We start from the raw sequence: 26,210 nt of genomic DNA on the forward strand, positions 1-26,210 counted from the left end.
TTTGCATAACGCCCCGAAAAGGTTCAATTCAGATTCAAGCTGCTGATGCAGCGTCTCGCTGGGGTGCCCATTCCGTCAATCCCTGAATGATGGCGTCCAGGCTGAGGAGGTCCGGCTGTTTCTGGAATTCGTAACGCCCATGGAGATTGATGTGCTGCCAGGCAATCGGCGAGATGTTCTTAATTTCGTCGATGCCTTGCATCTGTCCCGCTTTGTGCTTGTGTTCCAGGAGACGAGACAAGATGGAGGCGTTGTAAAAGATGATGCAGTTGGAGATCAGGCGGCTGCACTCAGACCACAGATCGTGTTCATAGTCGGTCTTGAAGCGGAGCTTGCCAAAGCTGGCGAAGGAGACGGATCGTCGCAACTGGTGGTAGTTTTCACCCCTGTTGACCGCCTTTTGGACGTTCTGCCGCAAGGAAGGGGAGTCAATATATTAAGCAGATAGAGGCTGCGGTGAATGCTGTCGTATTCCCAGAGGGTGCGTTTCGTCCATTTGTTGCGAGCATGGGCGCTGAACAGCTCTGCGTTGTCTCCTTCAGTCCAGCGAGACGAAGATGCGCTTTGACGCACGAGTCGAATCGGATTTCTGTCGAAGAACTCATACCTGCAGGCATGGTTGAACAACACCGACATGACGTTGCGAATCTTTGCGCACGTACTCCTCGCAATAGATAGGCTCCGAAGCCACAACTCGACCTCAATCGTCCTGATGTCGCTTAGACTAATAGGTGTTCGCCCCATCTCGGAATGATCCATCTCCGCAGGTAGACCTTATAGATTTGTTTGGTCGAGTAGCTTCGCCAAGTGTTGCCCAAACACAATTCACGTTGATCAAAATGGCTGCAAAGCCGAGCGACGGTCATCGAAGTAGGCTCCGATCTGGCCTTCCTTACATTCAACTCTGGCACCAAAAGGCTTGCTGCTTTACGAGCAGCTTCCAGGTCTGGAATCTGCTCGACTGTCCCGATCTCTCTCCGTCTATAAATTCTCTTTCCGTCGGCTGTGCTCTCCCACCAGCGAAACTGCCAGATATCAGAGTGGTTCTTGCGACTTCTCCTTATGACGCTCCCGTTTTGCATGGTGACCTCCGCCCGCGGCTGCAGGCAGAAATATCTTCTCGGAAGCGCGTGGGGAAGGGAATTGAGCGTCAGTCCTTGATGAGGTAGCTGCTTTGCGGCGGTAGAGGTTGACATCTGAATTCGTGGACCGCCGAGTGGCGCCCACTCAATAGGTAGGCTGCGCCTCCGGCTCCTGTTCTCGCACCGTTGGCTTAACGCGGAACCAGATCGTGTAAAGCGCGGGGAGAAAAACGAGCGTAAGTACAGTGCCGACCGCGGTTCCTCCGATAAGGGTGTAGGCTAGAGATCCCCAAAAGACCGAAAACGTTAGGGGAATGAATGCAAGTACCGCAGCCAATGCGGTCAGAACGACCGGTCGTGACCGCTGAACAGTAGCTTCGACCACGGCATGGAAGTCATCGAGACCCTCTTCCTTGTTTGTCTTGATTTGCCCGATCAGGATGAGTGTGTTGCGCATTAATATGCCAGCCAGGGCAATCAATCCAAGGATCGGATTAAACCCGAACGGCACGTGGAAGATGAGAAGTGTAGGAACGACACCGGCCAGCCCCAGGGGCGCGGTCAGGATTGTCATGGTGAGAGCGGACAAAGACCTCACCTGGAAAATGATCACGACGAGGGTGCAAACAAACATGATCGGGAATACCTTGGCGAGCGCTGCGTTTGCTTTAGCTGATTCTTCTGTATTGGCACCAACTTCGATCCTGTACTCGTCGCGAAGCTTAGCGATAATGGGTTGAATGGATTTCAACACCTCTGCAGTCACTTGTGGCGGTTGAACTGATTCATCGTGATCGCCCTGCACAGTGATCGTAGGAGTGCGGTCGCGTCGCTTGAGGATCGGGTCTTCTTCTTTGACCACGACCTGTCCTACCTGACTAAAAGGAATCAGTCGCCCGTCGCTGCTGGTCAAAGTCATGTTGAGCAACTTCGTGGGATCAAGGCGATTGGCTCCCGAGGTGCGCGCCACCACATCGACAGTGCGAATATCCTCACGTACCTGGGTCACAGCTACGCCGGTTGTGAGGAACTGAATCTGCTGACCGGCGTCTTGCGAAGATAAACCGATCAAGCGGAGCCTGTTTTGGTCGAGGACAAGATGGACGACCGGAGCGCGCTCCGTCCAGTCTTCGTTCGCCGTTCGGACATTCGGGTTGGCCTGCATCTTCGCCAATACCTGATCCGCTATCATACGAACTACGTTCGGGTCCGGCCCCATGACGCGGAATGCAATCGGATAGGCCGAATAGGGGCCAAAGATAAATTGAACTGCCCGCACACGGGCTTCGGGAGCGAGTCCTGCGGCGACCTGCTGACGAAGGCGTAGGATGAGCTTATCTCTTTCCTTCGCATTGGGCGTCAAGATCATCATTTTGGCAAAGTTTGGGTTCGGCAGTTCGGGATTGTAGGCGAGCCAGAAACGCGCGGCGCCTCCACCTATATAGGAGCTGACGATCTTTGCCTCAGGCTGCGCCCTTACCCAGTTCTCGACCTTGATCACGGCGGCTTGCGTAGCTTCAATGCTGGAACCCTGAGGCATCGTTATATCTACCAGTACTTCGGGTCTGTCGGAACTCGGAAAGAACTGCTGTTTGACCAAGCCCATTCCCAAAAGCGATGCAAAGAAGATGAGAACGACGGCTCCGGCCACCATGAATTTGTGTTCTACCGACCAGACAATCACTCGGCGCAATCTTTGATAGTTCGGCGTTTCATAGATCGCCGCGTATCCCCCTTCCATCGGGGGAATGTTGGGAAGGAGTTTCACACCGAGATACGGCGTGAAGGTAACGGCGACAACCCATGAGGTCAACAGGGCGATACAGACAACCCAAAAAAGGTTCCTGCAATATTCGCCGGCGCTTGATTGCGCGAACCCAACCGGCATGAGGCCAATGATGGTTACCAGGGTTCCGGCCAACATCGGTGCGGCGGTATGGCTCCACGCATATCCGGCAGCCTTAATGCGATCCCAGCCCTCCTCCATTTTGACCACCATCGTTTCAATGGAGATGATCGCGTCATCGACGAGGAGTCCGAGCGAGAGAATGAGGGCGCCCAGGGTAATGCGGTCCAGATCTTTGCCCGTGGACAGCATGATGACAAGTGTGGCTGAAAGCGTAATCGGAACCGCCGCGGCGACGACAATGCCCACACGCCAGCCGAGGCTGAGAAGGCTGACAATCATCACGACCAGGAGGGCCACAAAGAACTTGAGTTGGAACTCACCCACTGCTTCTTTGATGATCGTTGACTGATCAGTTACGTTTTCAAAGCGCATCCCAGCCGGAAGAGTCGCCTGAATCTTCTTTTGCTCTGCCTCCAGAGATTTCCCGAACGCCAACCCGTTGAACTGCTCTGTCATTACAACGTCGAGCATCATCGCAGGTTGACCATTGTGACGAACCAGGAACGTCGCGGGATCTTCATAGCCTCGTTGCACATCGGCAATATCTGACAATTTCAGAGTTCGGCCACCAGAGACGATGGGCGTGTCTCGGATCTTTTCCTGATCATTGAGTGCGCCATCGAGGCGGATATACACCTGTTGGTTTTGAGTATCGATCGAACCAGATGGGGTCACAGCATTCTGCCTGACGAGTGCATCGAGGATGTCGCGTGCACTCACTCCCAGAGTTGCAATTCGGTCATAGGAGAACTGAACAAATATCCTCTCCGGCCGTTCTCCGAAGACATTGACCTTCTTGACTCCTGGAACATGCAGCAAATCCTGTCTCAGAGTCTCCGCCTCTCGCGTGAGCGTTCGAAGCGGTAGTCCGGGTGCTTCCAATGCGTACACAGAGAACGTGACATCTGTGTATTCGTCATTCAGGACCGGCGGCAAGACTCCTTGCGGCAGCCTCGAGGCTTCGTCTTGAATCTTCTTGCGGCCTTGATAGAACTCTTCCTGAACATCTTCGGGAGGTGTGTAGTCCTTCAGCGTAACTGTCAGGAATGCCAGGCCGGGCCGGGTAAATGTATCCACGTGGTCGTAGTAAGTGAGTTCCTGCATCCGCTTTTCCAGCGGCTCCGCTACGAGATCCTGCATTTCCTGGGCAGTCGCGCCTGGCCACGCCGCCGTCACGGTGAACACCTTGATCGTAAAGCTGGGGTCTTCAGCTCGCCCCAGGTTGAAGTATGCAAATGCCCCGGTAATGATTACCGCAAGGAGGAAGAAGAGCGTGACAGATCGCTCACGGACGGCAAGCGCCGAGAGATTGATTCCGCTCTTCACATGTCCTTCCTTCTCGAAATGCGGTTCCTGGATTTCGAATTTGCTCATCGGGATGCCACCTTCTCGTCTGCAACACGGACCTGCTGCCCATCGCTAAGCAGATGTGCGCCTAGCGCGACTATCTGCTCTCCCGGCTGCACGCCATCCGAAAGAATTGCTTCCTCTCCACTCAAACGAAGCACCTTGACCCTTTGAAACGAGACGGTGGAGGTCTTTTGATTGAGAACCCAGACACCAGGCCCGTTGCCGCGGTCGGTGATCGCAGCAATGGGAACTTCCTGTGGATCGGAAGAGTCTTTCTTGGGGACCTGAACGGTTACTGTAGCTCCAAGCGGCGCGTTTGCGCCGAGAGAACCAAGAACATATCTGGCTTCGAAGGTACGGGTCTCGGGGTCCGCAGAATCCGACAGTTGTCTCAACCGGACAGGAACGCTCGCAGTTTCTCCATACAGGACTGCATGGGCTTCCGAGCCGAGAGTTGGTCGAAGCGTCTCCGGAAGGTAGACTGCAGCTTCGCGGGGGCCGGCGTGAGCCAATTTGATAACAGTTTGTCCCGCGGCCACGACCTGGCCTGGCTCAGCCAGTGTCTGCACAACGGTGCCGTCGGAGTCGGCAAGCAGGAGAGAGTAGTCTCCCTGATCTCTTGCAACTTTCTCTTGCGCCTCTGCGGATGCCAATTGTGCCTGGGCCGCATCGGCCGTTGCCTTGACTTGGTCGTAAGTTGAAGCAGCAATCGCACCGGTCGATACAAGGCCCCTGTAACGGACCTCATCTGCAGCCGCCTGTTTGGCCTTCGCTCTCAGAGCTGCAACGTTCTCCGTTTGTGTTGCGATGGCATGCGCATAATCGGTCACATCGATTTGCATGAGGGGCTCACCGATGTGAAACCTTTTGACCCGTATCCACAAAACGCTTCGTCACCTTGCCCGGAACGCGAAAACCCAAATCGCTTTGAACCCGCGCAGTAACGACGCCCGTGAATGATTCGGTCTCTGCGATAGGGGCTCCAACTCGAGCTACGAGTACCGAAACGGGCTGAGTTCTCGGGTCCGGTTCCGGGGACTTCGAACAGCCTGACAGGGCCACCAAGCTTGACGTCAATCCAAATGCGATGAATTTCATGATGGTCACAGTTTTCTCACTCCAGAATCGTCGAGGTGTAATCAACTTCTCAGCGTGGTTTTGAACAGATTCGGCTGGCGCGTTAGCGCCGGCAATCCATGAAATTCTCTGAATGACGTAAGGCCGCAGATTCATGGCGTCCATCCTCCGCCGAGCGCGCGGAAGGATCCGACCGCGGCCTGGGCTGCAGTTTCCTTGGTGAGTGCTAGGTCGTCCCTCGCAACCAGCAACTGGCGATCGGCATCGAGCACATCTGTCAATCCGATCACTCCAGCCTCATAGGCCTCCTGGGAACGGTCTCTTGCTCTTTGTAGGGCCGCTATTTCGACGACAATTTCGTCTCGTCGAACTTCTGATTGTGCGAGAAGGCTGAACGAATCTTCGACGTCTTCGGTGGCGCGCAGCACCGAACTCCGGTATCGCAAGAGGGCTTCGGCGTTCGCTCCCTTCGCTTCCTTGACCTCCGCATCGACGCGACCGAAGTCAAATAGTCTCCATTGAAGACCAGCAACAGCACCCGGCTGAAATCCCCTCTCACGGAAAAGATCTCCAGGACTGATTGCTTCACTACCAAGAAGCCCCGACAGTGAAACCCTGGGATAATACTCCGCAATCGCCTGGCCAATTCGCGCGTTTGACGCGGCAAGTCTTCTTTCTGCGGCGACAATGTCTGGCCTACGGCGAAGGAGATCACTTGCGTTTGCGGTTGTGGAGATCGACGGAACAGATGGAATCTCCCCAGGAGCCTCCAATTCGGCCGCGTATGTACCGGCCTGAGCTCCCATGAGCACATCCAGGCGATTCAACTGCGCCTCCAGAATGATGACCAAGAGAGGCACTGTGGCCTTTGCCTGAGCCAAAAGAGCCTCCGCCTGAGCAAGCTCTCTATCGGATGCGACGCCGGCAGTTCTTCTTTGGGAGACAAGAGCGAGCAAGTGCTCATCGGTAGTGATTTGCTCCCTCGCCACCTTAAGACGGACCTGTGTGCCACGAATTTGCATATACGCATCCGCTGCCTCGGCAACTATGGAAACACGAACTCCGAGTCTTTCTGCCTCGGCTGCCTGGGCTTCGTCGCTTGCAGCTTCAGCGCCTCTCCTAAGTCCACCGAACAGATCAACTTCCCATGAGGCTTCCAACCCGAGGTCTAAATAGCTTTGGTTGCGATCGTAGCCTGGAAAGGCAGCGGAATATCGGCCGGTTGGACTATCCAACGATTGTCGAAATGAATTGGATTGTGCAATAACCGAACCGGAGGGTTTCAGCTTTGCACCGGCCTCTTTCGCAGCCGCTCGCGCTTGTTCCACTCGGGCGAAAGATTTGGCAAGATCGAGATTCTGATTTAGGACCCTCTCAACGATCCTGGTTAGTTCTGGATCATCGAACCCAGTCCACCAAGTATCTAGCTGCGGCGCCGGCAGAACCGCCTGCCGTGATTCAATCGACGGTGCGTTATGAAATGGTTGGACCGCGGTAACTGGTTTTCCATAACGGGGACCGACAGTGCAACCCGTCGCGAAAATGGCGAGAACCGTGCATAGACCGAACGCGGCGTACTTGCCTGAAGGAATTGCGCGTCTTTCGAATCTCAGTGGATCGGAAGTTCGCAACACCTTCATCCTCTTCACCGCAGTTGTTGTGCGTTGCTGTTCCATTGCGCTTCACTTGCCTCGATACCGCGTATTTTCTATTACGTTGAAGACAGAACCGGCGCGGTGCACCCCCTGTACTGTGAGGGAATTCCGAACGGGTCAAGATAGAAACGAATGCCGTTCGCCTCAACAAACTGCGTCGGGGCCGTGACTGCTGCATAGGTGCTCATCGTTCGATCCTCTTTTCTTCGTGGTTGACATCGGCGATTTTCAGAAGCTGCTTCCCAGAATTCTCGCCTGCAAACAGGCGCAACCGGCGCCGCCTGGGCGCTGAGCCTAAGCGCTAATAGCCGGTCCGTGATACGCAGCCGCAAAAACATCCTGCACAAAGTTTTCAAGCGAAGTCGGTGTGGTGTTCTCCGGCGAACGCGGCTCCAACGGAACGAGGACTCCTGCGTTGATGGCTTTGTACATCTCGATGTACAAAGCGGCTCCCTTCGGCGGAATACCCATTTGCGTCAAGACCTGCTGCACCTGGTCATAGGGAAACTGCTCGTAGCGCAGATCTGGATGGCCAATGCCGCGCGCAATCACCGCGGTAGCTTCCGTCATGGACAGGTCGCGCTCGCCAAGCAACTCGCGGGTTTGTTTGCCGGAAAAATCCAGGTGCAGGAGGCGCTGCGCGGCGTAGTTGCCAACATCGCGCGTCGCGATCATGGGCAGCTTCAGGTCGGGTAGCAGCGCATTTCCCAACAATCCCATCCAATGAATCATGCCGATCGCCGCCAGACTGTTCTCCATGAAATACGCGGCGCGCAGGTGCAGAACGTTCAACCCGCTGATCGCGTTCAGTTTTTGTTCCGAAGAATGCAGCCCCGCGACTGGACCGGTGCCTTCCGGAACCTGCGCACCGTAGCTGCTCAAGTGCACAGCGTAGAGCAGGCCGGACTCCTTCACAGCTTTCGCAATCGCATCGCTCTCTCGCTCCTGGTTCTTCCGGGATTTCGCCGGCGGCAACATCAAGTATGCCGCGCGTGCACCGCTGAAGGCATTGGTGAGCGCAGCCGCATCGCTCATGTCGGCCGTGAACGCTTCCGCGCCTTTGCCCACAAAGCGCTGTAGTCGCCCCGGGTCACGCCCCATGACGCGCACCTTTTCGCCCTTTGATAGCAGAGAATTGGCGATGATCGAGCCGGTGTTCCCGCTCGCCCCCAAAATCACATACACGCCATTCGAAACAACGGGTGAAACCATGGCTAGTACCTCCTTGATCTGTTAAAAAGGGTGTCGAACGCCTTCAGAACGATTGCGTTGCTTTCGGCTGTCACTCGGGGAATGTGTCGCCGAACATGGGATGCCCGCTTTTGGACTGCTCCTTCGTTGCCTCATCCTGAATCACATCCCAGTGCTCGACCAAAACACCGTCTTCCATTCGGACGATGTCCGTTATGATCCAGTTCGCCGGAAACCCCAAACCCGAGTAACGACCGTGCGCGATCACGTAGTCTCTTTCGGCCAGGATCACCCCAGGCTCGTACTTGACCGTTGAGGGCAGGCTCTTTATCAGCCCGAATAGACCATCACGACCTGGGGGGATGTGTGCGCTGTGCTGAATGTAGTTCGGTGACCAGAAGCGTTCTGCCGCCGCGTAGGCACGCTTGTTGAACAGTGTCTCGAATGCCTCGCGCACGATTGCTTTATTCCGTTCTGGGGACGAGTTGCTCATTGTTTCTCCTATGGTTGTGAGGAATTGATCTGTGCTTTCACTACATGAGAGTATGCACATAATCCAGAAGTCGCAAAGTATTTTGCAAAAAATACCCTTTTTTTGAATGGTTATCGTGCTTCGTTTTACTGAGCGAATAGAGCTATCTATTATTAAGGTGACGACTTTGTTGCACCCAGACAAAGCGGCTTGCATCTAGATAATGTAGATTACGACAATGCTCTCGCAGTTCCTGCTAGCCCTGGCAGGAGAGATCACGAGGAAGCTATGAGTGCCTATGTAATTGTTGAAGCGACCGTTCTTGATGCAGAATCTCGCAACCGCTATGCCTCCGAGGTGGAGCCGCTTTTTCGGGAATTCGGTGCCGACGTGATTGCCTTTGGGCCGTGGCAAGTCCTATCCGGCGAGCCCGCGTTCGACAACGGCATGATTATTCGGCTTCCGGACAATGAGACTGCCTTGGCGTGGTATCAATCGCCCTCCTATCAAAGCCTCCTGGAGATCCGCGCTGCCGCCCTCGATTGCCGTTTCCGCCTTGTCAGTGAACGTCGGCGGGCTGAAGACTCTCACGAGAGGATTCCTCTTGAAAGTAGTTGAAAGCCCATAGAAGCCCGCGCGTTGTTAAAGGTGACGATTGGAGCGAGGCGTGCAGATTCCGGAAGAAATGGTGATAGCAGATGGGTTATTCGAAGAGAGATAAGGCGGACACACACACTCGGATCGTGAGCGTTGCGGCTAAGAGGTTTCGCGAACTCGGTCTCGAAGGCATCGGCGTTGCCGATGTGATGAAGGAGGCCGGTGTTACTGTTGGTGGTTTCTACAAACATTTCGATTCGCGCGATGAACTGGTGGTTGAGGCGCTCGCCACCGCATTCCAAGACCTCGACCGCTGGGAGGAACACACTGACACGTTAACGAAACTTCTAGAGAACTATCTATCCGAAGGACACCGGGATGCTCCGGGAACAGGCTGCGCTTTGGGCGCTTTGCTCGGTGACATGCCTCGGGCGAGTCGATCGGCGAAAGCCGTTTATACCGCACGACTCAAGCGCAGCTTGGCATATTCGACGGGCCTTGTTCCGCCAAATGGAACCTCGGATCGCCGCGGTCGTGCGATTCTCATGATTAGTGCAATGCTAGGGGCGATCAACCTCTCTCGTGCCGTGTCAGACCCAAACCTCTCACGAGAGATTCTCCAGCAAACTCGGGATCAGTTAATCAGTTTGAACAAACCCGCGAAAGCGCATTAGACGGCTGATGCATCTCGGACAGGTTTGGGGATTTCATATTTGGTCTCCAATTTCCGATGTAACTCATGCGGTGCTGTTCTTCATGGGCTGTGCCCCTTGCGGTTGGGTCTAGGTCTTCGCTCCCATTTCTCGCCTTACGAGTCGATTTGCAAGCTTTTTTTAACTATCTTCGCTGTCATTCCGCGCACCAGCGAAGCAGGGACGACCGCATTCATAATCCTGTTGAGGCGGCCAGGAATAATCAAGGCCAACGACGACAGGGCAATCATGAGTAAACCCACGGGTCCGCGTGCGCCATTCGTAGCCCGTTTATCAGGTCTCCGCCCGTGCGTTTGCAGGAGCGGACTTGCTCGCGAGCGCTTTACCCAACATCTTCGCTGTCATCGTCCGTTTCACGAAAGCTGGCACAAATGCGTCCATGAAGCGATTCAGTCGGCCCGGAACTATTCTGGACCGGTTTTCCCGCAGCGCGTTAAGGCCCTCGGATACGCACTGCTCCACGCTCAGTGGCTTCATCGGCATGGTCCGCCGGTCGAACCCAAGCTTGGCCAGCACCGCCGTGTTTGTCAGCGTGGGCGGCACGACGGTAACGTAGACGCCTCGAGGCTTGAACTCGTAGTGGAGCGCTTCCCCGACACTGTGGATATACGCCTTGGCGCCACCGTCATTCGCCAGGAACGGAACCCCAATTTCCGCGCCCACCGACCCTATGAGGATAAGGCCGCCCTGGCGTCGCTCGGCGAGTTTCGCGCCGAAATGATGGGTGATGTCCAGATGCGCCATCGTATTGAGCCGCAAAGTCGCCTGAAGCAGCTGCCGATCGAGCTTCAGGAACTCGCCCGGATTTGGGGTGCCGGCATTGGAGACGACAAGCCCGATGTCGATATCGTGCGTAGCGTCGGCGAGTCCCTCTATGAATCCCGCTTTCTCCGACGAGTTGCTGGAAGCGCAGAGTGGAGAGGTGGAAGAGCTCAAGCGTGACGGCGATGCCCTGCAGGAACATCCTGTCTGAATACTCGGGGATTTCGTACGTCGGCCACGCTACGCGGCGCACTTTAGTGATGGTGGAGAAACGGTTGTCCATCTCGGTCACGTCGCGATTGGCTTCCCATGGGTAGCTCCACGTCCAGTAAATGCTGAAGCGGCGTTTGCCCGAAGCGTATTTTCTGGGGAGCTGGGTCTGGTTGTAGGTGCGCGCACCAGCTTGAATCGCTCATATCGGTTGCTCTTCCTTTCTGTGCGCTATCGCCCATTGGAGAGCGACGTGAGATAACGCATCGCTTTGATGCCGGGCAGAAAGAAGTAAGCGCCGCCGCGCACGGTGGTGAAAGACGGCAGGCCGCGGATCTTCATCTTGATGGGCCGCTTCGGTATGGTCATGTCGAATGTGCCGTCCTGTGTGCCGAAAATCGGGTCGCGCTCATTGCCGAGCTCATGAAAGTTGGCATCGTTGGCCCAGACATTCATGGCGAATTCGAACTGGCGGACGAGGCTTGCGCAGCCGATGAATGCGGCGATGCCGCGTTCGATACCGTCGTCGGGCTTGTCCTCCGGCAGGAATGGGCCGTAGGTTCCTCCGCGACGGATCATTTTTCGCCGATTCATGTTGTGAGCAGTGTCTCGCGGGTTCATGCGGCGCACGTGGGAGCCGAGCGGGCAGGCGTAGCCGTAGGGGTCCATGGTGCCGTAGTCGAAATCGTTGGTGCGCTGCTGATCCTCTGCGAGTTCGGGATCTGGTTTTTCGGGTGAAAGGACCAGCGGCGTGCCATCGCGCCACCGGCCCATCAGCTTGGCGGCTATCCGCTCCTGCTTCTCGGGGGTATCGCCATGCTGGCGCAGGAAATCGCGAAATGCACCGACGTGTTCCTCGAGCCTGAGATAGGCGATGTAGCTGCCGTTGCGAGAGAGGATCTCCGGTTGCGGCAGATTGGCGGGCGGTCCGTCTTCGTCCGGATAGCCGAGGAAGAATTCGCCGGGTTTAAGCGCGGGGCCGGAGCCGGGAGTCGGCTCGGGATCTACGCCTTCAATATAAGGTTGCGTGAGGCGATCGCGATATCCGAAGTGTTCGTGGGGGAGGGCGTATTGGGGAATGGCTTCAAGGTCCAGAGGAGAGGACGCTTACGCCGTCGCAGCGTTGAACATGCGCTTCCTGCTCTTGCCTGCATCGCTCGCGCTCCTCAACGTCGCGGGCAAAGAGGATCACGATGGCATGGAGGTCGGAACTGGCGAGGCCGCCCACCCACTGATCCGGATGGCTGGCGCCAGTGGTGCCGATGATGCCGGCGCGGGCTGCCATGCCCTGACGGAACTCCTCGGGAAAGGTTGCGAGCGAAGACTCGTCGACGCCGAGCGCCCGAAGGCCGTTCCACGCGAAAGCGATGCTTATCCATCGGGTGTACGACTCGTTGGCCTTGAAGCTTTCAGCGGTGCCGACGTTTTCGAGCAGGCCCTTGAGCCACTCGCGACCGCCTGCGGGGCGCTGAATGGAGAGGAATTCGTATCGGGCTGCGAGTGCGCGTGGACGCCTCATCAGGAAATGCTGAATATCGTCGAATTCAAGCATTGGCGTTTCCTCAAGTGCATCCCGATGATTGCGCGACAGCGGTGAGCCTGAAGTGGATCGGGCCAGGGGCCTTACTGCATCTGGTCGAGCATTTCTGAAAATGCGGCCTTGAGTTTCAAGGCCTTCTTGACCTCGTCCGCCGAGACGTACGGGTACTCGCCGTATTCGAGGAAGCTGGGGCGCTGATGATCGCGCACAAACTTGACGAAGGAGGGGCGTTCGTCTTCCAGTCTGCAGTGAACCCTTCGAGGTTCTCAAATATGGTATTGATGCCGTATTTGGTGAAGAGCGCGACAGCGTCCTCGGTGTACTTGTCGAAGTCGTGTCGAAGATTCCCTGATACATGAAGTAGGTGTCGTTGCCGATGTCGAAGAGGACCCAGCGTAAGGAGTGAAGCTTGAGTGCTTCGAGAGCGTCGGGCAGACCAGCAATCGTGTCTTCAATTTTCTTGCCATAGTCGCGGATGATCTGCTCTCTGCCGGGAATGATTTTCGCGATGATGGTGAAGCCGTAATTTGCGGGCGATCGCGGATAGGTGGGACCATAGCGCCCCTGTGTGAGCTTGAAGTAGCCCTCCTTGGGAATTGCCATCGCGGCGGGTTTTGTCCAGTCCATTGCTGTTTTGCGGTGACTTCTGATCGGATGCTGGTACGGTTTGCGTGGCCATATCGTGCTCCTTTACATACTTGGCAGAGGTATCTCCAGTAAGCGGCGGGAAGTCGCCCGCATTCGAGCACAATGGTAGGGGAGTCCCCAAAAGCCGTCTACTAGGGAAAGTGATAGGGGAACAGGTGGTGAACCCGCGAGTCAGATTTCTACGGGAAATTACTGATTATTTTGGATTTATTGGTGGACCTGGTCGGGCTCAAACCGACGACCTCTTCCATGCCATTTCCAAGGGCGAATTAACACAGGCGGACACACAGAGATACTGAGAGATGCAGCAGTGTTCATGCTGCACGCATGTTCGCTGCCTTTTGTGTGTGACCGAGCGACACCGCCCGAGAAGGCTCGACAGGGCAACCGATTGAAGCTTCGGCACCTTTTTCCAAAAAACTGCCGGAGGGGAAATTTGCCCCTGCGGAGAGAAGCACACTGATGGTGGAATTTGGATTTCCACGCGCTCCACTTGAACCGAACGGATACCAGCGAACGAATGGAATTTGGACCGTTGACTAAGAAGTAATTTCCGGGTTGGCGGTGACTCGACCGGAACTCAATGAACCGTGATCTCGTTCCGAAATCGCTAGCCGATTCTTTCAGAGTGACCTGGCGTCTTTCCGCAACCAGTCGTTGAAGAGCTAAAATCAGGCGTCGAGAATAGACTGCCTACGAGCATTGGAGGATTATCGTGACCAGCAACCCACCGGCTGTAATCCAGACTCTAATCGACGCCCATATCAACGGCTTCAACACCCAAGACAAAGATCTTTTCCTCAGCGTTTCGGGGACACCGCGATCATCATCGACGGCATTGCGCCCTATCGCTGGTTGAACCCAAATGCTCCGGCCAATTGGCTCGTTGACGTTGAGAAATGGCGTGAGGACCTTGGCGTGACCTACGAGCACCTGTCCTACGAGATGGGCTTCCGGAATGTCGAGGGCTCGTCCGGATATGCTGTCATATCGGGGACTCTCACTGTCACGATTAAGGGCCAGTCCGTCGTTCGGGCCGGTACCCTTGCCTACACGTTCGCGAACCGCGATGGCGTCTGGAAGATTGAGGCGCAGGCTTGGGGCCGCACGTCGTAGCCAGCTCGTTGATGTATGGTGGCCTACCCATCAGTAACTCATCGGCAAACAGGCGCTGCGAACCACATTGGACTGGGATGGGAAATTGCCGGGCATGCCGATACTCCGGAACAGGTGTGTGTTCAGCCCAAGAGGCAGGATCGGTAATGGAAAACGTGGCTTGTCGTCACTTGATGGCCGAAAAACCGGCTTTCCTCCAACATTGCACATAATAGGCAGATGGACGAGATGGCGACTATCCGGCAACTTGCCTTGATCTCATTTTTCGGTGAGTGAGTTGGCGATTTTTCGTCAGTTGACATACCGTTCATAAAACCGTTCCGAAGGTTTAGCCAAGTTGCCGAGGGAGGCGAAATCAAGACAGAGTCAAGGAAGGAATAAGCACATAGTCAGCTCGCAATCTCTTCACGAGTTCGCCGATAGGCTCGTCTTCTATCCAGAGGCGTCTCCCTTTCACCGCGAATACAACCTTGTTCTCTCCATCCTCAGGGAAGACGATAAGGACGCGGTCTTCGAAAGCTTTTCGGATTTTGTCGATTGATTGTTGATGTCCTGGGCTGCACAGATTGACAACCATCACTCCATCCGAAGCGAGTGCTCGATTACAATCCTCGTAAAACTCCAGTGAGCAAAGCTGTGGCGGCTGCCCATGAATATCGAAGCCGTCCACCAACAGTACCTCTGGTGAATCTTCAGTGGTAGCGACATAATCCGCTCCGTCTCCACAGAGTACACGGAATCGTTCGTCGTCTGCTGGAATATAAAACTGTTCTCTCAGGGAAATCACCATCGGGCTGATCTCGATCACGGTGATGTCCGTCGCAGGAAGTTGCTGATAGCACCACTTCGGCATCGAGCCACCACCCAGCCCAATCATTGCGATGCGTTCGGGGGCCTCGTGAAAGAGCAGGAAGGCCATCATGGTTCGGGTATAGGAGAGCACCAGGAAATTCGGATCGCTCACAAGCATCTCGCTCTGGATCTCGCCGATCTGAAACTGCATGGTCACGCTGTCGCCGTTCTGATAGACATGCGGACGAACCTCGGCAAACCTCCGCTGGTCGATGCGATTCACCCTGCGGACCAACGTTAATTCCTGCATATGCTCCGATCCATTTTCTTTGTAAGTTGCCTACCAAAATGTTGGCTCGCGAAGGGAGCACTTGCTCAGTGTCGATCGTCGAGGGGAGGCTTATCCAGGTCAGGAGAAGTTGAGGTCGAAGTACGCTGCTTTTGTTTCCATGAAGCGGATGTTCGGGCGTTATCCGATGGGCTCGATATGCCGAATGCCTTCGCGATATGAGCCAATAATTTGAGTAACGACTGCAATGAGTGTGCCTCCTGGGTAGATTTACGCTGGGTTAAGCAAACAGTTAAAGTGGCCGATGCTCCAACTCAAGAGCCAACTCCCGGCCGACCCCCGCGAAGTCTCCCTGGACTTCTCTCGCGCGAGCGAGGGCTGCCTGAACGTGAGGCAGAACACTCTCAGCTCCAACGTGCTTCAGAAAATCGGAGCCTGAAATAAGCCGCGACGGTTGATCTCGCGCACCGCAGAGAAGAAGTGTTTTGCCCGCCTTATGCAGACGAGCGGAGAATTGCTCTAGCGCGTGGATGCCAGTTGCGTCGAGCGCCGTCATATTCCGAAGGCGCAGGATCACGACGTCTTCAAATGGCTTCAGATCCCTGGTGGCCTCTGCAAGCTTCTCGGTCGTCCCGAAGAGGAACGGCCCATGAATGCGGAGAATGGTCACGTTAGACGGAATGTCCTTGTCTTGGAGAATGTGCGCCTGACCATCTTCCAGGTATTCGGGCGTGACCGGGGCAACCGTCGTCGTCTCCGCTATTCGGTAGATATAGAGGAGTGCCGCCAGTGTCATCCCGACTCCTACGGCTACGGTCAGGTCGGCGAAAACGGTCAGGGCGAATGTCGTAAACCAGACGGCAATGTCAGTCTTCGACAGGCGAAGGATTGTGCCGATCTCCCGCCACTCCCCCATGTTGTACGCCACCACGAACAACACCGCAGCCAGCGTTGCTAGCGGCACAAAGCGAGCCAGCGGGGCAGCAACGAGAAGAACGGTAAGTAGGGTAAGCGCATGGACCATGCCTGCTACCGGAGTGAGTGCCCCGGAACGAATGTTGGTCGCTGTGCGGGCGATCGCGCCGGTTGCAGGAATGCCTCCGAAGAGCGGAGAGGCAATATTGGCAACGCCCTGTGCGATGAGCTCTACGTTCGAGTTGTGGCGATCTCCACTCATGCCGTCGGCGACGACTGCGGAGAGCAGGCTTTCGACTGCGGCTAGGAGTGCCACCGTGAAGGCTGATGGAAGCAAAGGGAGAATATGTTCTGCGTGAAAATCGGGCAAGGTGAAGTGCGGGAAGCCCTGCGGAATGCCGCCGAACTTGCTGCCGATCGTCTCGATGGGCAGCTGGAAGACTGCTACCAGAGCGGTCGACAGCAAGAGGGCGACAATAGAGCCTGGCAGCCGCTTGGTCAGTCGCGGCCACAGCAGAATGATGGCAAGCGAAGCCGCAGCCATCGCGACGGTCGGCCACCGCATGGTCCCGGCGTAGTGAAGGAGCATCCTGATCCTAGCGAAGAACTCGCTGGGTACCGGCGGCGTCTTCATGCCAAAGAAGTCTTTGATCTGGGTGGAAGCAATCAGGAGTGCGATGCCGTTGGTAAAGCCGATCGTAACCGGGCGCGGGATGTACTTGACGGCTGCGCCAAGGCCCGTGACACCCATGATGAGCAATAGAAAGCCTGCCATGATTCCGACCAGCGCCAAGCCGCCTAGGCCGAACTTTACGACGATTCCGGCGACGATAACGACGAAGGCGCCTGTAGGTCCGCCAATCTGGGTACGTGATCCGCCCAGCGCGGAGATCAGAAAGCCAGCCACCACTGCGGTATACAAGCCAGCTTGCGGGGGAACGCCGGACGCGATCGCAAAGGCCATCGCCAAGGGAAGCGCAACCAGACCGACGGTCAACCCGGCGACAACGTCATGCGAAAATTGCCGAACCGTATAACCTCGCAGGCACTCGATGGAACGAGGAAACCACCCTTGCGCCGAACTCACCGGACAGTCTCCAGCGGCTTCTCCATCTCGTCCAGCATGCTCAACGACTCCTTGAGATGGGCGTGGAAGTAGGTGCGCATCAGATTCAAAACCTCAATGATGATGGGGTCTCGGACCGAATAGAAGACCTGGTTTCCGACCTTGCGATTGGACACAAGCTGTTTCGCTCGCAGCACCGCGAGGTGCTGCGAGACATTGGCCTGCTCCATACCGAGTTTGTCGATCAGGGCACCCGCTGAAAGCTGTCCTGGGCTGAGGAGCTCCAGAATGGCGATTCTGGTCGGGTGAGCAAGCGCCTGAAAGATATCAGCCTTGAATCGTCTCAATGAATCCTGCATATATGAATATTACTATAATCGCATATATGCGACTACAGCCTCATTCCGCCATCGTCCCACTCTATGGCACGGCTAAACGTGGAGTGTCGGTTTATGAGAACAGGCCAAAGCGCTCATTGTGCTGTTCAACTCGATCAGAGTTCTCGGCAAATGGCTTTCCTCCAACATTGCACATAATAGGCAGATGGACGAGATGGCGACTATTCGGCCAAGTGAATACATTCCGGTTTGTCCGTAATCCGCCCAGAACCCAGAAATCTGGAAAGTCTTGTGTCCGCATGGCCGTGTCCTGTTCTCCAAGGATATTTTCCGCTATTCACCTAATTTCACCCGTCACGAATTTTCTCGTGAATCTTCCTCATGTCGTAGTCTCAATCGCAGCCTTTCTTATCGCAATCAAGTTGACAAACAAGGCTCCGATGCGGTTGTCGCACGCGCGTAAGAACTCTGAATCATATTGCCGCAGAGGCTTCCGCGACTGCTGTTGGCAGAGTGAAATGAAACGTCGCGCCTTGTCCGTCGTGGGATGTGGCCCACAAACGGCCACCATGCGATTCCACGATTGAATGGCTGATCGCCAGCCCCATGCCGCTGCCTTGAGGTTTAGTGGTGAAGAAGGCATTGAAGATCTCGTCCGCTCTTCCGGCCGGCAATCCTACTCCGGTGTCGCTGACCGAGATCAGCACTTGACCGCCCTCGCCTCGTCCCGTCTTGACCGTGAGCACCCCGCCGGTCTCCTTCATCGCCTCGATACCATTGAGCATGAGGTTCATCAGAACCTGCTGCAGTTGCACCCGGTCCGTCGTGATTTTGGGAAGATCTGCGGCAAGGTCCGTACGAATCGAAACGGCATGCTCGTTGGCTTCGCTCCGCAGCAACCGGACCATTTCGCCGATGATTTCGCCCGCGTCGACCGACTCTCGCTGTGGAGGAGTCTTCTTATACAATGACCGCAAACGATCGATGATGTCGGCTGCACGCCGGCCGTCCTTCACGATCGCTGCTATTGACCGGCGCGCCTCGTCCAGGTCCGGCTGGTCGCGGTTCAGCCATCGCAAGCTGGCCTGCGCATCCATCACGGCCGCGCTAATCGGCTGCTTTAATTCATGAGAGATTGAGGCAGCCAGTTCTCCGAGCATGCTGACCCGATTGGTGTGTGCAAGGTCTGCCTGTAGGTCTTCCGCACGCTTGCGCTCTTGAATGTCGGTCGCCGTACCGTACCATTTCACGACCTTTCTTCGCTTGTCCCGCAGCGGCGCGACGCGGCTCAAAAACCACCGATACTCCCCGTCGGCGCGGCGGAAGCGCAGCTCCTCCTCGACCGGCTCACCACTGGCAATGCTCGAGTCCAGTCGTCGCTCAATTCGATCCAGATCGTCGGGATGAATAGCAAGTTTCCTGATTTCCTTCGGATTTTCCACCTGCGACAACCCGGTATACTCAACCCAGCGTCGATTCAAAAATTGAATGTCATCATTGGGTCCAGCGATCCACGCCATCGCCGGAATGGTCTCAAAGGCTTCGCGAAATTTTCTTTCCTCCCGCCGCAATTGTTGTACACGGAGTTGATGCAGCCCCCAAAGGAATGCCAGAAACGCAGCCACGCACAACAAGCGGAACCAAGTGGTCTGGTACCAGGCGGGCGCGATGACAAAGTCCAGACGCGCACCCTCTTCATTCCAGACTCCGTCGTTATTGCAGGCGATCACGTGAAACCTGTACTTGCCCGGAGGAAGGTTCGTATAGAACGCCTGTCGCCGTGTGCCGGCGCTCTGCCAGTCGGTGTCAACGCCTTCGAGTTTGTAACGAAAAAGAACTCGTTCGGGGATGGCAAGGCTCAGAGCAGTATAGTTGAACTCCAGGTTCCCCTTGGCTGGCAATGCCAGCGGGCCGTTCGTCCCGCTATATATCTTGCCTTTGTCGACGACGTTATTGACGAAAACCGGCGGCGGAATTCGGTTCGCCGTACCTCCGAGCTTCGCCGGATCAATCCACGCAATCCCTTTGGTAGTCGCAAACCAAAGTACGCCGGAAGAAGACTCGACAAGTGAGGGCTCCGGCCACCGCTCTTCAGCAAGTCCGGGAAGTCCGTCCTGAATGTCGAATCGATCTGCCGATACGCTGTACTCTGAGTCGTTCAGCCACCTCTTCAACTCGTCTGCCGGAACTCGAATAACCCCCGATGTGCCGTTTAACCAAAGCTCACCTGCCTCTGTTTCAACCAGACCGGACACTCTTCCCGGATTGTGGTCATCCTTCCAGTGCATCAGGTTGAAACGTCCATGTGAAAAGAGAACGACGCCGCCCGACCCTCCCAGCCATATATGGTCACCCCGCACAGAGACGACGGCGACGGAGATATTCAGAGTCCCTTCCGGAAAAGAAAAGCGATGGTATGTGCTGCCGTCCCATTCCACTAACTTGTTTGAAAACGCGAACCATACGTTGCCGTCGGAATCTCCCGCCATTGCTCCAATAACCCCAGGCTTCCTCCCGAGGGCTTCGGTCACCTTGGTCCATGAAGTTCCAACCCGATGGTACGAGTCGGGAGTGAACGTAGTGATCCATAGCTCATCGTTTCGATCCACGGCTATATCTGCGGCACTTCGGATATCTCCAGGCGGAAATGCCACCGGCGAGGGATCACCTCCCGTAGTCCGCCATAGACGAGCGTCCCCCAAACCGGAAGACCAGACGCTTCCGTCAAATGTGCGGCGAATCGCGAGGCTTTGGCGAGTCCTGGTAAACACTTGCGCATGGCCATCTTTGCTGATGTGAGTCAGGGGTTGCTCCCGGTTCCCAGCCCAAACACTTCCATCGTCGCCCGCAGCGATCGCAATCTGATGGTCGAGTGTCGTTGGCATTGCTACCTTGGAAAAGATGTTGCGTCGCAGCTGGTCGAGGCCTGAATTTGTGCCGATCCAAATGGTGCCTTCTCTGTCGGACAACAGATCCCCAGCAATGCTTGAACTAAGTCCCTGGTTGACGGTGAACGCTTCTGCGTCAGCGGTGCTGAGCGGCTCGTCCACCTTGTATTGCTCAACATTCTTAAAGCGGTAGACGCCCTGGCCGGACGCAGCCCAGAGGGCGCCATTGGGAGTAAATGTGAAGTTTCCGAAGCCAGAAGGTGGTTTGCGAATTCTCTCTGGACCAGCGGTCGGCTTCGTTGGGTCAGGATACCCCGTCACTCGGCGCAACCCACCGGCGTCGGAAAGCCAGATTGAGCCGTCTGGTGCCTGCTTGAGAAAGGCGTATTCGCCACCCACACCTTCTCCGGAGGAGCAGCGCTTGAATTTACGCTCTCCGTGTTTCAGGAAGTAGAAAGCGCCAGTCGGCCACTTAACCCAAAGCGTCCCTGCCCGATCCATCAGAATCGCCAAGGGGAACCCACCTGGAAATGCCGGGTCATTGTGAATCTGTTCACAATTTCCGTTCTTCAGACGGAAAAGACCAGCAGAGCCTGCAATCCACAGAGATCCGTCGCGGTCTTCGACGATGCCGTTCAACCCCTGAGCAGGGGTGCAGCGGCGGTCAGGGTAATTGGTCACCCGGTTGTCTTTCCACAGCAGCAGTCCGTGGGATCGCGTCGTCAGCCAAACGCCGCCCGAAGGGGACGGAAACACAGTGACGATGTCCGCATTGTGTACCTGTCGATTGGTAACTTCGTCCGTCGATTCAAAGCGCAGCCCGTCAAATCGAAAGACTCCCGTTGGCGTCGTCAGCCAAAGGAATCCGTTTGGCGCCTGCTGTATGGTCCAGACAGCGCTGAAGCCATTCTCAGTGGTCCACGCAGTGTGATGGTAGCCCTGTAAGACCTGGGCACGCAGAGCCCCGCGATCCACGTGCACGTTCGCAGATGCCGGTGTTTGCCCGAGCGACGACGGACACCGATTACAGGCAACGATCATCAAGACAACAAGCCACCATAGCCGCGAGGCTGTGACAGGGATTGAGCGTGCTGGGCGGTCGCAATCTCCGATGGGAACAAAGGACCGCGCTCGTTGGTGTGTTTTCCTCACAGTACCCGCATTTTACTGGTAACCCACTACAGTGAACACGAGCTGAAACGGGAGAAAAAGCCTACGCTAGGTTTGCAAGATAGTGGGAGTCGGCCCTCAATCGCAAAATCCGGAACGCGCTCTGAATCGGGTTCCATGTACCCTCATCAAGGTCGAGGTACTAGTGTAGTGCGTCACGCAGATGGCAGAGTTGGCTTTCCCCGTTTGACCTTCTCCAGGATATCTGTGGCTTTGGCTGTCCAGATGAAGGGTTTGGGTTGGCAGTTGTGCTGTTGGATGTAGTCGAAGATGCTGGTCTGAAGCTGCTCGACGCTGGTGAAGACGCCGCGCCGGAGTTGGTTTTCGGTCAGGTCGCGGAAGAAGCGCTCGACCATGTTGAGCCAACTGCTGGCGGTCGGCGTGAAGTGGAATGGAAGCGCGGATGCCGTGCGGCCCATGCGAGCACGTGGGGATGCTTGTGCGTGGCGTAGTTGTCGACGATGAGATGAAGTTGCTTGTCCTTCGGGGTCTGGCGGTCGATCAGACGCAGGAACTGCAATGTGTTGTTGGTCAGACGCAGAACCCGACTCGTCCGTGCCGAAAGTAACGAAGACGTTTTGAAGAGACCGACAAACTATTGGCTATGGGCGCTTTTTGCTCTGTACTGGGCGTGGACTCTTCTTGCACGATTTGGTCATCAGTAACAACGGGCTATCGTTAGGCAGGACACTATGTCTTCAGTTCGCGAAAAGCGGGAGACTGGGCTTTGCCCAGACAGTGACGTAGGGAACATGGTTCTGACCGAGGATATAGGTGCTGGAGATGGCGGCAAGCTACGGCCCGAAACCGACATTGGTGCTTTCCGAGCCCGTCGAAAAGCGTGGGTCTGAGGTTGCGGACAGTTCAGTGATGACGTCTGCAGAAGAGGGCAGCGATCTCCGTTCGAGAATTGCGCTCTGCAATCGCATGGACGCAACAGTCGCTGGATGCAGTTTCCGTTTATGCGGGTCAACTCGCGGTTGTGGCCGGGAGCCACAGACTCCAAAACAGACACCTTGACCTTCTACATGTTCGAGCGTATATGTAGAAGCCATAGGCATGAAGACTGAAAACAAATTCGATCTCCCGCAGGGTACCCTCGATCTACTCATCATGAGGGTGGTTGCGCTTGGCCCCATTCACGGTTACGCCATCGCGCAAAGGATTCAGCAAATGTCTCGCGAGGCCTTGCAGGTACAACAGGGATCCCTTTATCCCGCCCTCCACCGCCTCGAATACAAAGAGCTGCTGGCTTCCAACTGGCAACCGTCCGAGACAGGCCGTGAAGCCAAGTTCTACGAACTGACCGCCAAAGGCCGAGCGCATCTCAAGGCTGAGACTGAGAACTGGAAGCGCCTCACCGACGTTGTCGGGCTCATTCTTAAGGGAACTCTGGAGGGACTTTCATGAGCTGGCTGCAGAGACTATTCGCGCGTAGGCGCATGGAGCGCGATCTGGACAAGGAAATCCAGTTTCACGTCGAATCGCAGGTTGCCGACAAGGTGCGATCCGGCATTTCCGAAATCGAAGCCCGCCGGCTGACGCGTCTGGAGTTCGGTGGCACCGAGCAGATCAAAGAGGATTGCCGGGAGAGCCGAGGGACAATGTGGCTCGAATCGCTCGTTCAGGATGTCCGCTACGGTCTTGGACAACTTCGAAGATCGCCCGGCTTCACCTTCATCGCCATCCTCTCTCTCACGCTGGGCATCGGCGCGAATACTGCCATCTTCACGCTGCTCAACGCGATCCTGCTGCGCCCGCTTCCTGTCCAGAAGCCCAGTGAGTTGCTTCTATTCGGGGACGGCCAGGCGCAGGGCAGCACCCACTCAATTCCCGACGGGAACACGAGGCTGTTCTCCTATTCCTTCTTTCACGATTTTCGCCAGAAAGATACTTCGTTTTCGGGAATCGCCGCGGTAGATAGCAGCCAGTTTGCGACCAAAGCTTCGATTGGCGGGGCAGCATATCAAACGACCCACGTCGATCTTGTCTCCGGCAGTTACTTCTCCGTGCTTGGCGTACCGGCGTTTCTGGGCCGTACGATTGGCGAATCCGACGATGGCGCCGACGGCGCAGGTCCGGTCGCCGTAGCCAGTTACTCCTGGTTCCAGCGGCAATTCAATGGCGACCCATCCGCGCTTGGTAAGACCATTCGCATCCAGTCACACGACTACACGCTGGTCGGCGTTGCCCGGCCGGGCTTCTACGGATACACGGTGGGCCAATCGGCTGACCTGTGGATTCCGCTTTCGATGGAGAAGGCGTTCTCTCGTCCGGGCTGGAATGGACTCGGGGATAGATTCTTTCAGTCGCTCTATCTCATCGGTCGTCTGAAACCCGGCGTGACCGCAACCCAGGCGAGCGCCGAAACCAATCTGCTGTTCAAGCAGATTCTCCGCAGCTACCTCGGGCCTCAACCTCCGCAAAAGCACCTCGATGATATTGCGCACGCCAGTATCCAACTGAATCCAGGAGGCCGTGGAGTCTCTTACCTGCGTTACGCGTTCTCGGTGCCGCTGAAAATTCTGATGGCCATTGTGGCGCTGGTACTTTTGATTGCCTGCGCGAATATCGCGAACATGCTTCTTGCCCGCGGTGTAGCGCGAACGCGTGAAGTCGCGGTGCGCATGGCACTGGGCGCATCGCGTCGCCGGATTGTGTTGCAACTTCTCACGGAGTCGCTATTGCTTGCTCTTCTGGGAGCGGCGGCCGGTGTTGCGCTGGCATGGAAGGCGAGTGTTGTGCTGCTGAGCATGGCCACGCCCGGTCCTAATCCAGTTCCGTTGAATCTGACCCCCGACATGGCCGTGCTCGGCTTTACGCTAGGGGTTGCGGTGGTAACGGCGCTTCTGTTCGGCATGCTGCCGGCATTCCGGGCGGCGGGGCTTGAGTTCACACCTGCACTCAAGGACGGGCGCGGCAGTTCTTCTTCCACAACGCGTGGCGCCCTGGCCCGATCGCTTATCGTCGGACAGATTGCGATTTCTGTCGTACTGCTGGTTGTCGCCGGGTTGTTCGTGCGCAGTCTCATTCACTTGTCTGACGTTGACACAGGTTTCGACAAGCACAACGTCCTCATCTTTTCTCTCGACTCAAGCACGGCCAATCTACCGCATGGAACTGCGGGAGAGATACGCTCTGTCCAGGTACAGGAGCAGATCGAAGACCGAGTGCAGAACATCCCCGGCGTCCAAGCGGACGGCTTTGCTTTCTTCACTTTCAATGAAGGCGGATGGACCGACGAAGTTCTGTTCCAGGGCATCCCGCGGACACAGTCAAACGGCGGCGAGGTCTTCTTCAACATTACCGGCAAGGGATATTTCTCGACGATGGGCATTCAGCTAGTTGCGGGCCGTCTCTTCAACGCTCAGGATACGCAGATGGCAAATAAAGTCGCGGTCATCAACGAAACCATGGCGCGTCACTTCTTTCCGAATGGCTCGGCGATCGGACACCGCTTTGGAATCGGAGAGACCCCGGATCATCCTGGCGAGAAGGAGGTGATCGGCGTGGTCAAGGACGCCAAGTACACTTCACTCAACGAAGGCACGCTGATGGCGGCCTATTTCCCCTGCACACAAAATCCTGGGTTCTACGGGAACTTTGCGGTTCGCTATGCTCCCGGGGCAAACCAGCAGGAGATCGTCTCGCGAACGCGCCATGCCATCGCCGAGGTCAACTCGAACATTCTGGTCAACAACGTTGGCAGTCTGGAAGAACAGGTGGACGGTTCTATCGTGACGCAGTCGCTGGTTGCCCGGCTTTCGAGTCTCTTTGGAATCATTGCTGTTTTCCTCGGCTGCATCGGCATCTACGGTTTGCTTTCGTATTCGGTAGCCCGCCGCACGAGTGAGTTTGGAGTCCGTCTCGCCCTCGGGGCACGATCTCATATGCTGCTTTGGATGATCCTTCGAGAATGCATTCTGCTGTTGGCTCTCGGACTCGCTCTCGGTGTGCCTGTCGCATTGAGTTCAACACGCATTGTCAAGAGCCTGCTCTACGAGTTAAGTCCGCTCGACCCGACGGCTATCTCCATCGCAATTGCCACCGTTTCCGTAATGACCATCGCTGCCGCGTGGATACCCGCAAGGCGCGCCACCAAAATCGACCCGATGCAAGCCTTGCGCACCGAATAGCCGCAGAAAACACGTGCTGGCCACCCCCGTGTCGATCAACCATCCATGAATTGGCCTGGATTAGAGCTAAATCGCCAAATCACTCAGCGACCGCTCTAGCTGCATCGGAGAAACTCCCACCTTCAGGGTTGTTCCCACCTTTGCTTTGGTGTGCCATTTGACCGAGTTTTGATCTAGCCCGAATAATTCTTGAAGGTTGAAGAAGCGAAAGCTCCAGACATGTTGTCAAGACAGTGTTTAAATAAGCCAAAGAGGCCTATGCGTGTCAGACAATAGCACGACAGAGTGTTTGTT

At 56.0% G+C, this 26,210-nt stretch carries 19 protein-coding genes and 1 pseudogene; 5 read left to right on the forward strand and 15 right to left on the reverse strand.

Annotation, left to right across the window (positions count from 1 at the left end):
* Window positions 1–34: 34 nt before the first annotated feature.
* From Q363_RS22015 to Q363_RS22040, 7 genes are all read right to left on the reverse strand, one after another.
* Complete coding sequence (locus tag Q363_RS22015; RefSeq protein ID WP_084080637.1) at window positions 35–433, reverse strand: Tn3 family transposase; 399 nt, start codon at window positions 431–433, stop codon at window positions 35–37.
* A 794-nt stretch (window positions 434–1,227) separates the two neighbouring features.
* Window positions 1,228–4,365 (reverse strand): efflux RND transporter permease subunit, encoded by a 3,138-nt coding sequence (locus Q363_RS22020; protein ID WP_084080638.1) that lies wholly within the window; start codon window positions 4,363–4,365, stop codon window positions 1,228–1,230.
* Window positions 4,362–5,183: an efflux RND transporter periplasmic adaptor subunit gene (locus tag Q363_RS22025; RefSeq protein ID WP_211256287.1), complete on the reverse strand. Its 822-nt coding sequence runs from the start codon at window positions 5,181–5,183 to the stop codon at window positions 4,362–4,364. Before Q363_RS22025 ends, Q363_RS22020 begins: the two co-directional genes overlap by 4 nt.
* 387 nt (window positions 5,184–5,570) lie before the next feature.
* On the reverse strand, window positions 5,571–7,094 hold the full coding sequence (locus tag Q363_RS22030; RefSeq protein WP_342667442.1) for an efflux transporter outer membrane subunit: 1,524 nt from the start codon (window positions 7,092–7,094) through the stop codon (window positions 5,571–5,573).
* Window positions 7,095–7,129: 35 nt separating this feature from the next.
* Window positions 7,130–7,261 (reverse strand): hypothetical protein, encoded by a 132-nt coding sequence (locus Q363_RS45600; protein ID WP_281176056.1) that lies wholly within the window; start codon window positions 7,259–7,261, stop codon window positions 7,130–7,132.
* Between the two features lie 106 nt (window positions 7,262–7,367).
* Window positions 7,368–8,285 carry an NmrA family NAD(P)-binding protein gene (locus tag Q363_RS22035; RefSeq protein ID WP_051979138.1) on the reverse strand — a complete coding sequence of 306 codons (918 nt, stop codon included), beginning with the start codon at window positions 8,283–8,285 and terminating at the stop codon, window positions 7,368–7,370.
* A 70-nt stretch (window positions 8,286–8,355) separates the two neighbouring features.
* On the reverse strand, window positions 8,356–8,757 hold the full coding sequence (locus Q363_RS22040; protein WP_035354865.1) for a nuclear transport factor 2 family protein: 402 nt from the start codon (window positions 8,755–8,757) through the stop codon (window positions 8,356–8,358).
* 267 nt (window positions 8,758–9,024) lie between these two features.
* Here Q363_RS22040 and Q363_RS22045 point away from each other — a divergent pair, with 267 nt between their 5' ends.
* On the forward strand, window positions 9,025–9,354 hold the full coding sequence (locus Q363_RS22045) for a DUF1330 domain-containing protein (RefSeq protein ID WP_051979139.1): 330 nt from the start codon (window positions 9,025–9,027) through the stop codon (window positions 9,352–9,354).
* A gap of 125 nt (window positions 9,355–9,479) precedes the next feature.
* Window positions 9,480–10,007, forward strand: a complete 528-nt coding sequence (locus Q363_RS22050; RefSeq protein ID WP_211256288.1) for a TetR/AcrR family transcriptional regulator — start codon at window positions 9,480–9,482, stop codon at window positions 10,005–10,007.
* A 312-nt stretch (window positions 10,008–10,319) separates the two neighbouring features.
* Here Q363_RS22050 and Q363_RS36560 read toward each other — a convergent pair whose 3' ends face one another.
* The 3 genes from Q363_RS36560 to Q363_RS44510 form a co-directional block, all read right to left on the reverse strand.
* A complete protein-coding gene (locus tag Q363_RS36560; RefSeq protein WP_051979140.1) occupies window positions 10,320–10,982 on the reverse strand; it encodes an SDR family NAD(P)-dependent oxidoreductase in 663 nt (220 codons plus the stop codon).
* Window positions 10,983–11,249: 267 nt separating this feature from the next.
* Entirely contained in the window at window positions 11,250–11,792 is a 543-nt protein-coding gene (locus tag Q363_RS42995; RefSeq protein WP_211256289.1) for a Dyp-type peroxidase, read from the reverse strand.
* A gap of 310 nt (window positions 11,793–12,102) precedes the next feature.
* Window positions 12,103–13,185 carry a hypothetical protein gene (locus tag Q363_RS44510; protein ID WP_245632387.1) on the reverse strand — a complete coding sequence of 361 codons (1,083 nt, stop codon included), beginning with the start codon at window positions 13,183–13,185 and terminating at the stop codon, window positions 12,103–12,105.
* A 939-nt stretch (window positions 13,186–14,124) separates the two neighbouring features.
* Between Q363_RS44510 and Q363_RS22070 the strand changes: the two genes are divergently transcribed.
* On the forward strand, window positions 14,125–14,322 hold the full coding sequence (locus tag Q363_RS22070; protein WP_157467332.1) for a hypothetical protein: 198 nt from the start codon (window positions 14,125–14,127) through the stop codon (window positions 14,320–14,322).
* 355 nt (window positions 14,323–14,677) lie between these two features.
* On the opposite strand, the gene Q363_RS22075 is transcribed toward Q363_RS22070, so the two are convergent.
* The 5 genes and pseudogenes from Q363_RS22075 to Q363_RS22095 all read right to left on the reverse strand — a co-directional run.
* Entirely contained in the window at window positions 14,678–15,397 is a 720-nt protein-coding gene (locus Q363_RS22075; protein ID WP_169747081.1) for a fused MFS/spermidine synthase, read from the reverse strand.
* 298 nt (window positions 15,398–15,695) lie between these two features.
* Window positions 15,696–17,405: a SulP family inorganic anion transporter gene (locus Q363_RS22080; protein ID WP_035354868.1), complete on the reverse strand. Its 1,710-nt coding sequence runs from the start codon at window positions 17,403–17,405 to the stop codon at window positions 15,696–15,698.
* Window positions 17,402–17,731 carry an ArsR/SmtB family transcription factor gene (locus Q363_RS22085; protein WP_245632388.1) on the reverse strand — a complete coding sequence of 110 codons (330 nt, stop codon included), beginning with the start codon at window positions 17,729–17,731 and terminating at the stop codon, window positions 17,402–17,404. Before Q363_RS22085 ends, Q363_RS22080 begins: the two co-directional genes overlap by 4 nt.
* Before the next feature lie 464 nt (window positions 17,732–18,195).
* A complete protein-coding gene (locus tag Q363_RS36565; protein WP_169747082.1) occupies window positions 18,196–21,585 on the reverse strand; it encodes an ATP-binding protein in 3,390 nt (1,129 codons plus the stop codon).
* A 350-nt stretch (window positions 21,586–21,935) separates the two neighbouring features.
* Window positions 21,936–22,300, reverse strand: a pseudogene (locus Q363_RS22095) (transposase); the annotation flags it as partial.
* 539 nt (window positions 22,301–22,839) lie between these two features.
* On the opposite strand from Q363_RS22095, the gene Q363_RS22100 reads away from it, so the two are divergent.
* Both Q363_RS22100 and Q363_RS22105 read left to right on the forward strand, forming a co-directional pair.
* Entirely contained in the window at window positions 22,840–23,190 is a 351-nt protein-coding gene (locus Q363_RS22100) for a PadR family transcriptional regulator (protein WP_035354871.1), read from the forward strand.
* Window positions 23,187–25,916 carry an ABC transporter permease gene (locus Q363_RS22105; protein ID WP_035354873.1) on the forward strand — a complete coding sequence of 910 codons (2,730 nt, stop codon included), beginning with the start codon at window positions 23,187–23,189 and terminating at the stop codon, window positions 25,914–25,916. Before Q363_RS22100 ends, Q363_RS22105 begins: the two co-directional genes overlap by 4 nt.
* Window positions 25,917–26,210 lie beyond the last annotated feature (294 nt).

It is taken from the genome of Edaphobacter aggregans DSM 19364 (assembly GCF_000745965.1).
Classification (GTDB): Bacteria; Acidobacteriota; Terriglobia; order Terriglobales; family Acidobacteriaceae; genus Edaphobacter; species Edaphobacter aggregans.

Excerpts from the sequence above, each read along its gene's own strand:
- Q363_RS22020 (WP_084080638.1), bottom strand. The coding sequence starts at position 4,365 with ATGAGCAAATTCGAAATCCAGGAACCGCATTTCGAGAAGGAAGGACAT.
- Q363_RS22025 (WP_211256287.1), bottom strand. The coding sequence starts at position 5,183 with ATGCAAATCGATGTGACCGATTATGCGCATGCCATCGCAACACAAACG.
- Q363_RS22030 (WP_342667442.1), bottom strand. The coding sequence starts at position 7,094 with ATGGAACAGCAACGCACAACAACTGCGGTGAAGAGGATGAAGGTGTTG.
- Q363_RS45600 (WP_281176056.1), bottom strand. The coding sequence starts at position 7,261 with ATGAGCACCTATGCAGCAGTCACGGCCCCGACGCAGTTTGTTGAGGCG.
- Q363_RS22035 (WP_051979138.1), bottom strand. The coding sequence starts at position 8,285 with ATGGTTTCACCCGTTGTTTCGAATGGCGTGTATGTGATTTTGGGGGCG.
- Q363_RS22040 (WP_035354865.1), bottom strand. The coding sequence starts at position 8,757 with ATGAGCAACTCGTCCCCAGAACGGAATAAAGCAATCGTGCGCGAGGCA.
- Q363_RS22045 (WP_051979139.1), top strand. The coding sequence starts at position 9,025 with ATGAGTGCCTATGTAATTGTTGAAGCGACCGTTCTTGATGCAGAATCT.
- Q363_RS42995 (WP_211256289.1), bottom strand. The coding sequence starts at position 11,792 with ATGGGCCGGTGGCGCGATGGCACGCCGCTGGTCCTTTCACCCGAAAAA.
- Q363_RS44510 (WP_245632387.1), bottom strand. The coding sequence starts at position 13,185 with ATGGACTGGACAAAACCCGCCGCGATGGCAATTCCCAAGGAGGGCTAC.
- Q363_RS22100 (WP_035354871.1), top strand. The coding sequence starts at position 22,840 with ATGAAGACTGAAAACAAATTCGATCTCCCGCAGGGTACCCTCGATCTA.
- Q363_RS22105 (WP_035354873.1), top strand. The coding sequence starts at position 23,187 with ATGAGCTGGCTGCAGAGACTATTCGCGCGTAGGCGCATGGAGCGCGAT.